This window comes from Glycomyces sambucus (assembly GCF_900102815.1).
Taxonomy (GTDB): domain Bacteria; phylum Actinomycetota; class Actinomycetes; order Mycobacteriales; family Micromonosporaceae; genus Glycomyces; species Glycomyces sambucus.
Map to the genome: position 1 here is coordinate 194,035 of NZ_FNGF01000005.1, position 13,329 is coordinate 207,363.

The 13,329-nt window shown below is 70.5% G+C and carries 10 protein-coding genes, 2 tRNA genes, 1 other RNA gene and 1 pseudogene; 11 read left to right on the forward strand and 3 right to left on the reverse strand.

The window, feature by feature from the left end:
- The first annotated feature begins 17 nt into the window (after positions 1-17).
- The 6 genes and pseudogenes from BLS99_RS16210 to BLS99_RS16235 all read left to right on the forward strand — a co-directional run.
- Positions 18-1,112 carry an ABC transporter ATP-binding protein gene (locus BLS99_RS16210; RefSeq protein WP_091052708.1) on the forward strand — a complete coding sequence of 365 codons (1,095 nt, stop codon included), beginning with the start codon at positions 18-20 and terminating at the stop codon, positions 1,110-1,112.
- A 112-nt stretch (positions 1,113-1,224) separates the two neighbouring features.
- The gene (gene amrS, locus BLS99_RS16215; protein WP_091052017.1) at positions 1,225-2,358 is read left to right on the forward strand and encodes an AmmeMemoRadiSam system radical SAM enzyme; all 1,134 of its coding nucleotides are present in this window, start codon (positions 1,225-1,227) and stop codon (positions 2,356-2,358) included.
- A 54-nt stretch (positions 2,359-2,412) separates the two neighbouring features.
- Complete coding sequence (amrB, locus tag BLS99_RS16220; protein WP_091052020.1) at positions 2,413-3,222, forward strand: AmmeMemoRadiSam system protein B; 810 nt, start codon at positions 2,413-2,415, stop codon at positions 3,220-3,222.
- A gap of 171 nt (positions 3,223-3,393) precedes the next feature.
- On the forward strand, positions 3,394-4,848 hold the full coding sequence (lysS, locus tag BLS99_RS16225) for a lysine--tRNA ligase (RefSeq protein ID WP_091052711.1): 1,455 nt from the start codon (positions 3,394-3,396) through the stop codon (positions 4,846-4,848).
- 262 nt (positions 4,849-5,110) lie between these two features.
- The gene (locus BLS99_RS16230; protein ID WP_091052023.1) at positions 5,111-5,470 is read left to right on the forward strand and encodes a histone-like nucleoid-structuring protein Lsr2; all 360 of its coding nucleotides are present in this window, start codon (positions 5,111-5,113) and stop codon (positions 5,468-5,470) included.
- A gap of 282 nt (positions 5,471-5,752) precedes the next feature.
- Positions 5,753-8,263 (forward strand): annotated as a pseudogene (locus BLS99_RS16235) (ATP-dependent Clp protease ATP-binding subunit); the annotation flags it as partial.
- A 208-nt stretch (positions 8,264-8,471) separates the two neighbouring features.
- On the opposite strand, the gene BLS99_RS16240 reads toward BLS99_RS16235, so the two are convergent.
- Positions 8,472-8,559: transfer RNA gene (locus tag BLS99_RS16240), tRNA-Ser, on the reverse strand.
- Positions 8,560-8,684: 125 nt separating this feature from the next.
- Between BLS99_RS16240 and ffs the strand changes: the two genes are divergently transcribed.
- Positions 8,685-8,778: signal recognition particle sRNA small type (ffs, locus tag BLS99_RS16245), an RNA gene on the forward strand.
- Positions 8,776-8,848, forward strand: a tRNA-Thr gene (locus BLS99_RS16250). Before ffs ends, BLS99_RS16250 begins: the two co-directional genes overlap by 3 nt.
- A gap of 48 nt (positions 8,849-8,896) precedes the next feature.
- Here the strand turns inward: BLS99_RS16250 and BLS99_RS16255 are convergent.
- Both BLS99_RS16255 and BLS99_RS16260 read right to left on the reverse strand, forming a co-directional pair.
- Complete coding sequence (locus BLS99_RS16255; protein WP_091052028.1) at positions 8,897-10,051, reverse strand: sensor histidine kinase; 1,155 nt, start codon at positions 10,049-10,051, stop codon at positions 8,897-8,899.
- Entirely contained in the window at positions 10,048-10,704 is a 657-nt protein-coding gene (locus tag BLS99_RS16260) for a response regulator transcription factor (RefSeq protein WP_091052031.1), read from the reverse strand. The genes BLS99_RS16255 and BLS99_RS16260 overlap by 4 nt, the downstream gene beginning before the upstream one ends.
- 140 nt (positions 10,705-10,844) lie before the next feature.
- Between BLS99_RS16260 and BLS99_RS16265 the strand changes: the two genes are divergently transcribed.
- Genes BLS99_RS16265 through BLS99_RS16275 form a run of 3 tightly spaced genes read left to right on the forward strand, consistent with a single transcriptional unit; the run spans position 10,845 to position 13,296 of the window.
- Entirely contained in the window at positions 10,845-11,411 is a 567-nt protein-coding gene (locus BLS99_RS16265; RefSeq protein WP_091052033.1) for a hypothetical protein, read from the forward strand.
- Positions 11,411-12,505: a peptidoglycan-binding protein gene (locus BLS99_RS16270; protein WP_091052035.1), complete on the forward strand. Its 1,095-nt coding sequence runs from the start codon at positions 11,411-11,413 to the stop codon at positions 12,503-12,505. Before BLS99_RS16265 ends, BLS99_RS16270 begins: the two co-directional genes overlap by 1 nt.
- The gene (locus BLS99_RS16275) at positions 12,502-13,296 is read left to right on the forward strand and encodes an ABC transporter ATP-binding protein (protein ID WP_091052037.1); all 795 of its coding nucleotides are present in this window, start codon (positions 12,502-12,504) and stop codon (positions 13,294-13,296) included. The genes BLS99_RS16270 and BLS99_RS16275 overlap by 4 nt, the downstream gene beginning before the upstream one ends.
- The last annotated feature ends 33 nt before the right edge of the window (positions 13,297-13,329 follow it).

Consider the following 13,329-nt stretch of genomic DNA (forward strand, 5'->3'; position numbering starts at 1 on the left):
CAGTGAAAGGGAACATCATGGCGACAGTGACGTACGCGGGAGCCACCCGCATCTACCCGGGCACCGAGAAGCCCGCGGTGGACAAGCTGAACATCGAGATCCAGGACGGCGAATTCCTCGTCCTCGTCGGCCCCTCGGGCTGCGGGAAGTCCACCTCCCTCCGGATGCTCGCCGGCCTCGAAGAGGTCGACGAGGGCTCGATCTTCATCAACGACACCGACGTGTCGAACCTCCCCCCGAAGTCCCGCGACATCGCGATGGTCTTCCAGAACTACGCGCTCTACCCGCACATGTCCGTCTTCGACAACATGGCGTTCGCGCTCAAGCTGCGCCGCATGCCGAAGGCCGAGATCAAGCAGCGCGTGGAGGACGCCGCCAAGCTCCTCGACCTCTCCGACTACCTCGGACGCAAGCCGAAGGCCCTGTCGGGCGGCCAGCGCCAGCGCGTCGCCATGGGCCGCGCGATCGTGCGCGAGCCCCAGGTGTTCCTCATGGACGAGCCGCTGTCGAACCTCGACGCCAAGCTCCGCGTCCAGACCCGTTCGCAGATCGCCTCGCTCCAGAAGCGCCTGGGCATCACGACCGTGTACGTCACCCACGACCAGGTCGAGGCGCTGACGATGGGCCACCGCATCGCGGTCATGAAGGACGGCCTGCTCCAGCAGTGCGACACCCCGCGCACCCTGTACGACACCCCGAAGAACGTCTTCGTGGCGGGCTTCATCGGCTCCCCGTCGATGAACATCAAGACCGTGACCCTGACCGAGGCCGGCGGCCTGTTCGGCGACGTGACCCTCCCGCTCTCGCGCGAGGTCCGCGACGCGGCCACCGCCGACGGCGGCGACCAGCAGGTGTCGATCGGCATCCGCCCCGAGCACTGCAAGCTCGGCTCGGAGACCTCCGGCGGCATCCCGATCGAGGTCGACCTCGTCGAGGAGCTCGGCTCCGAGGCGTACGTCTACGGCCACGCCGCCTACAACGGCTCCTCGGAGCGGTTCGTGGTCCGGACCGAGTCGGCGAACGTGCCGCGCCTGGCCGAGACCGTGTACGTCGTGCCCGAGCCGGGCCACGAGCACGTGTTCCACGCCGTGACCGGCGAGCGCCTCAACTAGCACGGACCCCCGTCCGGGGGCATTCGGACGAACGGAGGGCCGCGCACTGGCTGCGCGGCCCTTTTCGCTGCCCGTAACGCGAAGGCAACCCTGCGGGAGCTACCGTAGTCGTATGGCCGCCCTCACCCCCAGTAGGCCGCGAGTGGAAGGCGCCGACGAGTTCACCGTCGGCACCCGGTTCCACCGCGCCCTCGACGACGGGCGGATCGAGTGCACGGTCTGCCCGCGGGCCTGCCGGCTCCGGGACGGCCAGCGCGGGCTCTGCTTCGTGCGGGCCAGGCACGGCGACCAGGTCGTCCTCACCTCGTACAACCGCTCCTCGGGGTTCTGCGTCGACCCCGTGGAGAAGAAGCCGCTCAACCACTTCCTGCCCGGCACACCGGTGCTCTCCTTCGGGACGGCCGGGTGCAACCTGGCGTGCCGGTTCTGCCAGAACTGGGACATCTCGAAATCGCGTGAGATCGACACCCTCTCCTCGCAAGCGGATGCCGTGACGCTCGCCGCCACCGCGAAGCGGCTGGGGTGCAAGTCGATCGCGTTCACCTACAATGACCCTACGGTGTTCCTCGAATACGCGATCGACTGCGCCGACGCCGCCCGCGAGGCGGGGTTGCGGGCGGTCGCCGTGTCGGCCGGGTACATCAACGCCCCCGCCCGCCGGGAGCTGTACTCCCATATGGACGCCGCGAACATCGACCTGAAGGCGTTCACCGAGCACTTCTACGAGAAGACCGCCTTCGCTTCACTGCGGACGGTCCTCGACACACTCGAATACCTGGTGCACGAGACCGACGTGTGGACCGAGATCACGACACTGCTGATACCGGGACACAACGACTCGGACGCGGAGATCGCGGCCGAGTGCGCGTGGATCGCCGAGCACCTGGGTCCTGAAGTGCCCCTGCACTTCACGGCCTTCCACCCGGACTTCAAGATGCGGGACGTGCCGGCCACGCCCCCCTCGACCCTGCGGCGCGCGCGCCGGATCGCGCTCGACGCGGGCCTGCGGTTCGTGTACACGGGGAACGTGCACGATCCGAACGGCCAGACCACGACCTGCACCGGCTGTGGGGAAGCCCTCATAGTGCGTGATTGGTACCGGATTGACCGGTATGCGGTGTCGGATAGCGGACAGTGCGTACGTTGCGGTGCGCGCGTCCCCGGCGTTTTCGCCGGACCGGCGGGAGACTGGGGTCCCAGGCGGCAACCGATCCGCATCGCCGCACCGTCAGTAAGTCAGCGATAACACCACCAACACCGGCAGCCAGTCCAGCGACAACCCACCACCGGAAGACCAGCGATGCCTTCGACGAAATCCGAAACCGTGCGGCCCCCGGCCGTCGCCGGCCGCTTCTACCCCGCCGACCCCGACCGGCTGCGCCGCGACGTCCAGCGCCTCATCGACGAGGCCGGTCCCGTGGACGAGCCGCTCGCGGCAGCCTACATCGCGCCCCACGCCGGATACCGCCACTCCGGTCCCGTGGCGGCCCAGGTGTACGCGCGGCTCGCCGCCCACCGCGGGCGCGTGAAACGGGTCGTCCTGGTCGGGCCCTCCCACCACGCCCCGCTCCGGGGCCACGCCGCCGCGCCCTACACCGGGTGGGAGACCCCGCTCGGGCTGGTCCGCGCCGCCGCCACCGCCGTGGTCGGCTCCTCGCGCCTCCCGCACGAGGCCGAGCACTCGCTGGAGGTGCAGCTCCCGTTCCTCCAGGTCGCCCTCGGCGACGACATCGAGGTCACGCCGGTCGCCTGCGGCATGAGCCAGACCCCCGACACCGCGCGCGTCATCGCCGCCCTCCTGGAGGAGGCCGGGGAGGACGCGGTGCTCATCTGCTCGACCGACCTGTCGCACTACCACGACCAGGCCACCGCCGAACGGGTCGACGCCGCCACCGCCGAGGCCATCCGGAGCCTGCGCCCGCGCGAGATCGCCCCGCAGCACGCCTGCGGCGTCCACGCCCTGCGCGGGACCGTGGCCTGGGCCGACGCCACCGGGCGCCGGCCGCGCGAACTCGCCCGCGCGACCTCGGCCGACACCGGCGGGAGCCCCGACCGCGTCGTCGGCTACCCGGCCTTCGCCATCGACTTCCCCGCCGTCACCGACCGCTAGCCGCCGCCCCGCCACCGGGGCCCCGCGACCCGACCTCCGACCGCGGGGCTGTGACCCGCGCTCGCCGGGGCGAAAGTCGCATGCCGTCCGCCGGGGCGTGCATTTACCCTGTAAGACGTGACCGAGCACGAGCAAGACAGCACTGAGACCGGCGACGACCTTCCCGAGCAGATGAAGGTCCGGCGCGAGAAGCGCGCCGCCCTCCTCGCGGAAGGCAAGGAGCCGTACGCGCTCGGCTACCCGCGCACCCACACCCTCGCCGAGCTGCGCGAGCAGTTCGGGCACCTCGCCGACGGCGAGTCCTCGGGCGTCACCGCCGCCACCACCGGACGGGTGATCTTCGTGCGGCTGGCCGGGAAGCTCGCCTTCGCGCGCCTGCGCGACGGCGACGGCACCGAGTTCCAGGTGATGCTCTCCCAGGGCAAGGTCGGCGAGGAGGCCCTCGCCGACTGGAAGCGCCTCGCCGACATCGGCGACCACATCGGGGTCACCGGCGAGGTCGTCTCCTCCAAGCGCGGCGAGCTGTCGGTCATGGCCGACTCCTTCCAGATCACCGGCAAGGCCCTGCGCCCGCTCCCCGTGGCGCACAAGGCCCTCGCCGAGGAGACGCGCGTGCGCCAGCGCTACGTCGACCTCATCGTCCGCCCCGAGGCCCGCGCCAACGCCCGCAACCGCTCGAAGGTCGTCAGGTCCCTGCGCGACCAGCTCGACGGCGAGGGCTTCGTCGAGGTCGAGACCCCGATGATGCAGGTCCAGCCGGGCGGGGCCACCGCGCGGCCGTTCGTGACCCACATGAACGCGTACGACATCGACCTGTACCTGCGCATCGCGCCGGAGCTCTATTTGAAACGGTGCGTAGTCGGAGGGATCGACCGCGTATTCGAGATCAACCGCAACTTCCGGAACGAGGGCGCCGACTCGACGCATTCGCCGGAGTTCGCGATGCTGGAGGCGTATCGCTCGTACGGCGACTACCGCACGATCGGGGCGCTCACGAAGTCGCTCATTCAAGGCGCGGCCCGATCGGTGTACGGCTCCGAGACCGTCGAACTCGCCGACGGCACGAGCTACGACTTCGGCGGGGATTGGGCGGAGATCACCCTCTTCGGGTCCCTTTCCGAAGCGCTCGGAGAAGAAGTGACCGTCGACACGCCCTACGAGGTGCTGCGGGCCTACGCCGACAAAGTCGAACTCGGCGTCGACCCCAAGTGGGGACCCGGGAAACTCGCCGAGGAATTGTTCGAGCACCTGGTCGTCGACGGCCTCCACGCGCCGACGTTCGTCTACGACTACCCCGAGGAGACCTCCCCCCTCGTGCGCGGCCACCGCACCACTCCCGGCCTCACCGAGAAATGGGACCTCTACGTCCGCGGCTTCGAACTCGGCACCGGCTATTCCGAGCTCATCGACCCCGTGGTCCAGCGCGAGCGCATGGAGGCCCAGGCCAGGCAGGCCGCCAAGGGCGACGACGAGGCCATGGGCGTCGACGAGGACTTCCTCCGCGCGATGGAGTACGGGATGCCGCCCCTGTGCGGGATGGGCATGGGAATCGACCGCCTCCTTATGGCGCTCACCGGACTCGGCGTCCGCGAGACGATCCTCTTCCCCCTGGTGAAACCCGAATAGCAAAGCAAAGGGACCGCATCGGGACCCCGCCCCGGCATCGACCGAGCCGGAAGCGGAATACCCGGTGCGGTCCCTTTCCGCCTCCCGCCGCGAACCATTCACGGCACCGTTCGCCTTGCCGTTTGCCACGGCGTGAGCTGGACGGTAGCGATTCATTCACAAATCTTTCCGCCCACCCTCTTTCCTTTCTCTTAGGGACTCGTATATGCTCTGGCACTAACAAGAGCAATAGGCACTGGGCCGGGTCCGAGGGGAATTTGCCATGGCGAAGAAGACACAGGTCATCCTGATCGACGATATCGACGGCAGCACCGCTGAGGAGACGGTCAAATTCGCCATCGACGGGCAGGCCTACGAGATTGACCTGTCGGCGTCGCACGCCAAAGAACTGCGCGACGCGCTGGAGAAATTCCAGGAGGCGGGCACCCGACTGGGCCGGTACTCGCTCGGCGCCCCCCGCGGCCCCGTCCGCGGCGCCGCGGTCGCCCCGCGCCGCCAGTCCGTCGACCGCGAGCAGAACAAGGCCATCCGCGAGTGGGCCGAGCGCAACGGCAAGAACGTGTCGCCCCGCGGCCGCATTCCGGCCGCCATCGTCGAGGAATACAACGCTGCGCACAACTAGTCCGGCGCCCGATCGCTCCGCCCGCTCCCCCTCCCGGGGAGCGGGCGTTTCTCGTCATCCGGAGTGCCGGTGCGGCCTCGCCATTGATTGGCGCGGCGCCGCGCGGGTATTGCGCTCAGAGCGAACCTGTTATCACGTGGAATGGTCGAGGGTGCACGCTTGTTGTCACCACCGTGGCACCCGCCGTCCGCGGACCCGGGGGATAAGGTGTACCCACAGGGTTTTGCAAGCCACGACCAGTAACGACGACGAAGTAGCGGCGGACGCGAGGAGCAGAAGCGCATGTTTGAACGGTTTACGGACCGTGCCCGACGCGTGGTCGTCCTGGCTCAAGAAGAGGCCAGGATGCTCAACCACAACTACATCGGCACGGAGCACATCCTGCTCGGCCTCATCCACGAGGGCGAGGGCGTGGCGGCGAAAGCCCTGGAGAGCCTGGGGATCTCCCTGGAAGGCGTGCGCCAGCAGGTCGAGGAGATCATCGGCCAAGGGCAGCAGGCCCCTTCCGGGCACATCCCCTTCACCCCCCGGGCGAAGAAGGTCCTGGAACTGAGCCTCCGCGAGGCACTCCAGCTCGGCCACAACTACATCGGCACCGAGCACATCCTGCTCGGCCTCATCCGCGAGGGCGAGGGCGTCGCCGCCCAGGTCCTCATCAAGCTCGGGGCCGACCTCAACCGGGTCCGCCAGCAGGTCCTCCAGCTGCTCTCCGGCTACCAGGGCAAGGAGCCCGCGGGCGCGACCGCCGGCGGCACCTCCCAGGAGTCGCAGCAGTCGGGCTCGCTCGTGCTGGACCAGTTCGGCCGCAACCTGACCCAGGCCGCGCGCGACGGCAAGCTGGACCCGGTCATCGGGCGCCAGCGCGAGATCGAGCGCGTCATGCAGGTCCTGTCCCGGCGCACCAAGAACAACCCGGTGCTCATCGGCGAGCCCGGCGTCGGCAAGACCGCCGCCGTCGAGGGCCTCGCGCAGGCGATCACCAAGGGCGAGGTCCCCGAGACCCTCAAGGACAAGCAGCTGTACACGCTCGACCTCGGCGCGCTCGTCGCCGGGTCGCGGTACCGCGGCGACTTCGAGGAGCGGCTCAAGAAGGTCCTCAAGGAGATCAAGACCCGCGGCGACATCATCCTGTTCATCGACGAGATCCACACGCTCGTCGGTGCCGGCGCGGCCGAGGGCGCGATCGACGCGGCCTCGATCCTCAAGCCGATGCTCGCCCGCGGCGAGCTCCAGACCATCGGCGCGACCACCCTCGACGAGTACCGCAAGTACCTCGAGAAGGACGCCGCCCTGGAGCGCCGCTTCCAGCCGATCCAGGTGGCCGAGCCGTCGCTCGCGCACACCATCGAGATCCTCAAGGGCCTGCGGGACCGCTACGAGGCCCACCACCGCGTCTCCATCACGGACGGCGCCCTGGTGCAGGCCGCGACGCTCGCCGACCGCTACATCTCCGACCGGTTCCTGCCGGACAAGGCGATCGACCTCATCGACGAGGCGGGCGCGCGCATGCGCATCCGCCGGATGACCGCACCGCCGGACCTGCGCGAGATCGACGAGGAGATCGCCGAGACCCGCCGCCAGAAGGAGTCCGCGATCGACGCGCAGGACTTCGAGGCCGCCGCGCGCCTGCGCGACACCGAGAAGCGCCTGCACGAGAAGCGCGCCAAGCGCGAGCAGGAGTGGAAGGCCGGCGACCTCGACCAGGTCACCGAGGTCGACGAGGAGATGATCTCCGAGGTCCTCGCGAACTGGACGGGCATCCCGGTCTACAAGCTGACCGAGGAGGAGACCTCCCGCCTGCTCAAGATGGAGGACGAGCTCCACAAGCGGATCATCGGCCAGGAGGACGCCGTCAAGGCCGTCTCCAAGGCCATCCGCCGCACGCGGGCCGGGCTCAAGGACCCGAAGCGCCCGTCCGGCTCGTTCATCTTCGCCGGCCCCTCGGGCGTCGGCAAGACCGAGCTGGCGAAGGCGCTCGCGGAGTTCCTGTTCGGCTCCGAGGACTCGCTGATCCAGCTCGACATGTCCGAGTTCCACGACCGGTACACGGTGTCGCGCCTGGTCGGTGCGCCTCCCGGCTACGTCGGCTACGACGAGGGCGGGCAGCTCACCGAGAAGGTCCGGCGCAAGCCGTTCTCGGTGGTCCTGTTCGACGAGATCGAGAAGGCCCACCCGGACGTGTTCAACACGCTCCTCCAGATCCTGGAGGACGGGCGCCTCACCGACGGCCAGGGCCGCATCGTCGACTTCAAGAACACGGTGCTGATCCTGACCACGAACCTCGGCACGAGGGACGTCGGCAAGGCCGTGTCGCTGGGCTTCCAGGCCGACGCGTCCGAGGGCGGCGACTACGAGCGGATGAAGGAGAAGGTCAACGAGGAGCTGAAGAACCACTTCCGCCCCGAGTTCCTCAACCGCATCGACGACACGATCGTGTTCCCGAAGCACACCCAGGAGGCGATCGTCTCGATCGTCGACCTCATGGTCAAGCGCATCGAGGACCAGCTCGCCAACCGCGACATGGCCCTGGAGCTCACCGACAACGCGAAGCTGTACCTCGGGCACAAGGGCTACGACCCGGTGCTCGGCGCGCGGCCGCTGCGCCGGACGATCCAGCGCGAGATCGAGGACACGCTCTCGGAGAAGATCCTCTTCAACGAGTTCGTGCCCGGGCAGATCGTGGTGGTCGACGTCGACGGCGATCCGAAGGACATCGAGAAGACGAACCTCACGTTCCGCGGCGCCGACAAGCCCGCGGGCATCCCGGACACGCCGCCGGCCGAACTGGCCGGCGAGCGCGCCCCGAAGAGCCCGGGGGCCGGGACCGGCACGATGCCGCCCAAGAGCCCGGGAGCGGGCCCGCGCGGCGGCATGGCCGGCGAGGGCGGCGCGTAAGCGCTGACAGGCAGTGAGACGGGGCGGGACCTTGCGGTCCCGCCCCGTTCCGCGTCCCGGCGGTTCCGGGCAAGAAAAAACCGGAGCAGAACTGCCCCGGTACTAGTGGCGGAGGATAGGGGATTCGAACCCCTGAGAGCTTTCACTCAACACGCTTTCCAAGCGTGCGCACTAGGCCACTATGCGAATCCTCCGTCGAGAACCCTACCGGACGCCCTGCGCGCGCTCCAACCGGGTTGAGCGAGGTGACCTGCGTTGCACCGGGACCCTGGCGGCCGCTCCCCGTTCGGCGGGGGCGGGCGGATGCGGTAGACTTTCGCCCGTCTCCCATGCGGCGTTATCGCGTGAACCTCCCCAGGGCCGGAAGGCAGCAAGGATAAGCGGGCTCTGACGGGTGCGTGGGAGACCCAGCCGCCTTAGCTCAGTCGGTAGAGCGATTCACTCGTAATGAATAGGTCGACGGTTCGATTCCGTCAGGCGGCTCCGAACGGACGGGCCCCGGCACACGCCGGGGCCTTTCGCGTTGCCCCCTCACCCGCTCGCCGGGAAGGACACCGTCACCACCAGGCCGCCCTCGGGGCGGGCGGTGGCGGTCGCCTGGCCGCCGTGGGCCCGGGCGACCGCGCGGACGATGGAGAGGCCGAGGCCGGCGCCCTTGGAGGCGGTGGCGAGGCGTTCGGTGCCGAGGCGGCGGAACGGCTCGAACAGGCCGGGGACCTCGAACGCCGGCACCACCGGGCCCGAGTTCGACACCTCGACCACGGCGCGGCCCGCGTCGTCGGTGCGGGTGGCCACGTTCACCCAGCCGTCCTCGGGGTCGTTGTAGCGGACCGCGTTCTCGACCAGGTTCTGCACCAGGCGCTCCAGGAGTACCGGCTCGCCGCGCATCGGGGCCTCCGCGCAGTCGGTGGTCACCGCGACGCCGCGGGCCGGGGTCTGGGCCGCCACGTGCTCGGCGACGTCGGCCAGGTCGAGGTAGGAGCGCTCGCGGAGCTCCCGGTCGGAGCGCATGAGCAGCAGGAGCCCGTCGATGAGCCGCTCGTGCCGGGCGTTCACCTCCAGGAGCGTGTCGCCGAGCTGGCGGACCTCGGGGGAGGCGCCCGGGCGGTTGACGGCCACTTCGAGGAGCGCGCGCGTCACCGTCAGGGGCGTGCGCAGCTCGTGGGAGGCGTTGGAGATGAACGAACGCTGGCCGTCGAAGGAGTGGTCGAGGCGCTCCAGCATCCGGTTGAACGTCTCGGCGAGCTCCCGCAGCTCGTCCTGTGTGCCCTCGACCTTGATCCGCTCGTGCAGGCCCTGCCCGGCCGCGGGCGCCTCGGCGATCCGCGCCGCCGTGTCGGTGATCCGCGTCAGGGGCCGCAGCATCCTGCCCGCGATGAGCCACCCGAGCGCGATCGTCGCGACCGCCACGAGCACGAGCGCGAGCGACCCCTGGGTGCTGATCGCCTCCAGGGCGTCGTCCCACACGTTCTCGGTGAGCAGCATCTGGATCTTCTGGTCCTCGGTGACGAAGTCTTCGGCGGGCCCGGTCGGCGACGGCGCCCCCTGCCGGGACGTGATCATGCTCGCCGTCCCCGGCGTCGTGTTCGCGACCAGGCTGTACGTCAGCAGGAGCAGCAGCACCCCGCCGATCAGGAACAGCCCGCCGTAGACCAGCGTCAGCCGGCTCCGCAGTGTCAGCGTCATCGGATGCGGTACCCCACTCCAGGATCGGTGAGGACCACCTGCGGGTCCCCGAGTTTGCGGCGCAGCTTCAGGATCGTCATCCGCACCGCCTGCGTGAACGGGTCGGTGTGCTCGTCCCACGCCTTCTCCAGCAGCGTCTCGGCCGACACCGGCGCCCCGTCCGCGCGCAGCAGCTCCGCAAGTACCGCGAACTCCTTGCGCGACAACGGGACGTACCGGCCGTCGCGGAACACCTGGTGCAGGTGCACGTCGAGGGTGACCCCCGCCCGCTCCAGGACCGGCGGCGCCGCCCGGCGGGACCGGCGGCCCAGCGCGGCCACGCGGGCCGCGAGCTCCCGGAACGCGAACGGCTTCGGCAGGTAGTCGTCGGCGCCCAGCGACAGGCCCGTCACCCGGTCGTCGACTTCGGAAGCGGCCGTGAGCATGAGCACCCGCGTCTCGCCGCCGGCCGCCGCGATCTCGCGGCACACCTGGTCGCCGTGGACCACCGGGAGGTCCCGGTCCAGGACCACCACGTCGTAGTCGTTGACGCCGAACCGCTCCAGCGCCGCGCCGCCGTCGAGCGCCACGTCGACCGCGTGCGACTCGCCGCGCAGCCACTCCGCGACCGCGTCGGCCAGCAGCGGCTCGTCCTCGACCACCAGGATCCTCATGCCTCCCATCTTCGCCCGCCCCGTGTTGCCGCGGCATTGCCGTTTCGGCTGACGGCCGCGCAACGCCCCGCCCGCTGTACTGGCTGCGCGGCCGGGGACGCCGACCCTCCGGCCGCACCACGACGACGAAAGGCACCACCATGCGGCGATACCTCATCGCACTCCTCCTGGGCCTCACCGCCCTCTCGGCCGCGGCCTGCGGCGACGACGCGGACGACGGCGGCGTCGCCTCCGTCGACGGCGCCACCGAGTCCGCCTCTGACGAGGGCGGCGACGGCGAGGACCTCGACGGCTTCGAAGAGGCCCTCGCGTACTCCGAATGCATGCGCGACAACGGCGTCCCCGACTTCCCCGACCCGCAGCAGAACGACGGCGGCGGCATCACCCTCGGCCTCCCCGAGGGAATGGACCCCGAGTCCGAGGAGTTCGCGGCCGCCGAGGCCGCCTGCGAGGACATGCGCCCCGGCCCCGACGGCGGCGAGGACGTCGACCCGGAGATCTACGCCCAGCTCCTCGAATACTCCGAGTGCATGCGCGAGAACGGCATCACCGAGTTCCCGGACCCCCAGCCCAACGGCGGCATCATCATGAACGGCGACATGGGCTTCGACCCGCAGAGCCAGGAGTTCCAGGACGCCGACGCCGCCTGCGCCGACCTGCGCCCCGAAGGCCCCGGCGGCCCCGAGAACGACAGCGAGGACGAGTGATGGCGGCCCGCCGCCGCGGCAGGGGCCGCACCGGCAAGGCCGTCGCCGGCGCCGCGATCGCGCTGGCCGCCGCCGCGGCCGTCGCCGCCGCGCTCGGCGTCGACCTCCGCTCGTTCCTCGACCAGCCCGAGGCCGAGGCCACCACCGAGACCCCGGCGACCGCCGAGGTCGTGCGGCAGACCCTCACCGAGACCGTCGCCGTCGCCGGCGACCTCGGCTACGGCGACGCGCTCGACATGGCGTGCCTGCTCAACGGCACCCTCACGGGCCTGCCCGCCGCGGGCGACGTCCTCGAACGCGGCGACGTCCTCTACTCCGTGGACGACGCGCCCGTGGTCCTCCTCTACGGGTCCCTCCCCGCCTACCGGACCCTCGCTGTCGGCGCCGAGGGCGCCGACGTGAAGCAGCTGGAGAAGAACCTCTCGAAGCTCGGTTACGACGGGTTCACCGTCGACGACGAGTTCACCGACGCCACCGCCGACGCCGTCGAGCAGTGGCAGGACCACCTCGGCGTCGAGGAGACCGGCCGGGTCGACCTCGGGCGGGTCGTCTTCACCCCCGCGGCGATCCGCGTCGACACCGTCGAACCGCAGCTCGGCTCCGCGGCCCAGCCGGGCGCGGCCGCCTTCACGTACACCGGCCTCGACAAGGTCGTCACCGTGGAGGTCGAACTCGACGACCAGGAGCTGGTGGTCGTCGGCGACCCTGTAGCCATCACGCTCCCCGACGGCACCGAGGCCACCGGCACCGTCACCGCCTCCGAGACCGCGGTGACCGAGGAGACCGGGCAGGGCGGGGAGACCGAGGACGTCACCTACCTCGACGTCACCGTCGCCGCCGACGACGCGGCCGTCTTCGACGCGCTCGACCAGGCGTCCGTGGACGTCGGGTTCTCCGGCGAGAGCGCCCCCGACGTCCTCACCGTCCCCGTCGAGGCCCTCCTCGGCCTCGCCGAGGGCGGCTACGGCGTCGAACTCGTCGACGGCGACACCACCGAGGTCGTCGCGGTCGAGACCGGCCTGTTCGCCGACGGCTACGTCGAGGTGAGCGGCGAAGGGCTCGAAGCGGGCCAGGCCGTGGTGGTGCCCTCATGAGCGCCCTCGCCGAGACCGGCGGAGCACCGAGCGGTGGCGCCGCACCGGGCGGTGTCGCGACAGCAACCGGCGCAACAGCCAGCGCCGGAACTACCAGCGTCGCAACAGCCAGTGCCGCAACGGAACCGCGACCCCGGCCCGTCGTCGAACTCGAACACGTTTCGAAGACCTACTCCGGCGGGGTCCGGGCCCTGCGCGGCGTCTCCCTGCGCATCGAGGCGGGCGAGATGTGCGCGATCGTCGGCCCCTCCGGCTCGGGCAAGTCGACGATGCTCCACCTCATCGGCACCCTCGACCGGCCCAGCGAAGGATCGGTCCGCATCGACGGGTTCGACGTGGCGAAGCTGCGCGACAAGCAGCTCTCGGCCCTGCGCGCCACCAGGATCGGGTTCGTGTTCCAGCAGTTCCACCTCGCCGTGGGGCAGCAGGTCCTCGACAACGTCGCCGACGGCCTCCTCTACTCAGGGCGGCGCGGCCCCGACCGGCGCGCCCGCGCCGCCGACGCGCTCGAACGCGTCGGCCTCGCCCACCGCCTCGACCACCTCCCCAACGAGCTGTCGGGCGGCGAGCGGCAGCGGGTGGCCGTCGCCCGCGCCATCGTCGGCGAACCCGCGGTCCTGCTCGCCGACGAGCCGACCGGCAACCTCGACTCGGCCTCCGGCGCCGGCGTGATGTCCCTCCTGCACGAACTGCACGGGGCCGGCACCACGGTCGTGGTCATCACCCACGACCAGGACATCGCCCGGTCCCTGCCCAGGCAGGTCGCCATGCGCGACGGCGAGGTGGTCTGAATGGCCACCGCCACCACCGACGGGCCCCCCGCA

Excerpts from the sequence above, each read along its gene's own strand:
- BLS99_RS16210 (WP_091052708.1), top strand. The coding sequence starts at position 18 with ATGGCGACAGTGACGTACGCGGGAGCCACCCGCATCTACCCGGGCACC.
- amrS (WP_091052017.1), top strand. The coding sequence starts at position 1,225 with ATGGCCGCCCTCACCCCCAGTAGGCCGCGAGTGGAAGGCGCCGACGAG.
- amrB (WP_091052020.1), top strand. The coding sequence starts at position 2,413 with ATGCCTTCGACGAAATCCGAAACCGTGCGGCCCCCGGCCGTCGCCGGC.
- lysS (WP_091052711.1), top strand. The coding sequence starts at position 3,394 with ATGAAGGTCCGGCGCGAGAAGCGCGCCGCCCTCCTCGCGGAAGGCAAG.
- BLS99_RS16230 (WP_091052023.1), top strand. The coding sequence starts at position 5,111 with ATGGCGAAGAAGACACAGGTCATCCTGATCGACGATATCGACGGCAGC.
- BLS99_RS16255 (WP_091052028.1), bottom strand. The coding sequence starts at position 10,051 with ATGACGCTGACACTGCGGAGCCGGCTGACGCTGGTCTACGGCGGGCTG.
- BLS99_RS16260 (WP_091052031.1), bottom strand. The coding sequence starts at position 10,704 with ATGAGGATCCTGGTGGTCGAGGACGAGCCGCTGCTGGCCGACGCGGTC.
- BLS99_RS16265 (WP_091052033.1), top strand. The coding sequence starts at position 10,845 with ATGCGGCGATACCTCATCGCACTCCTCCTGGGCCTCACCGCCCTCTCG.
- BLS99_RS16270 (WP_091052035.1), top strand. The coding sequence starts at position 11,411 with ATGGCGGCCCGCCGCCGCGGCAGGGGCCGCACCGGCAAGGCCGTCGCC.
- BLS99_RS16275 (WP_091052037.1), top strand. The coding sequence starts at position 12,502 with ATGAGCGCCCTCGCCGAGACCGGCGGAGCACCGAGCGGTGGCGCCGCA.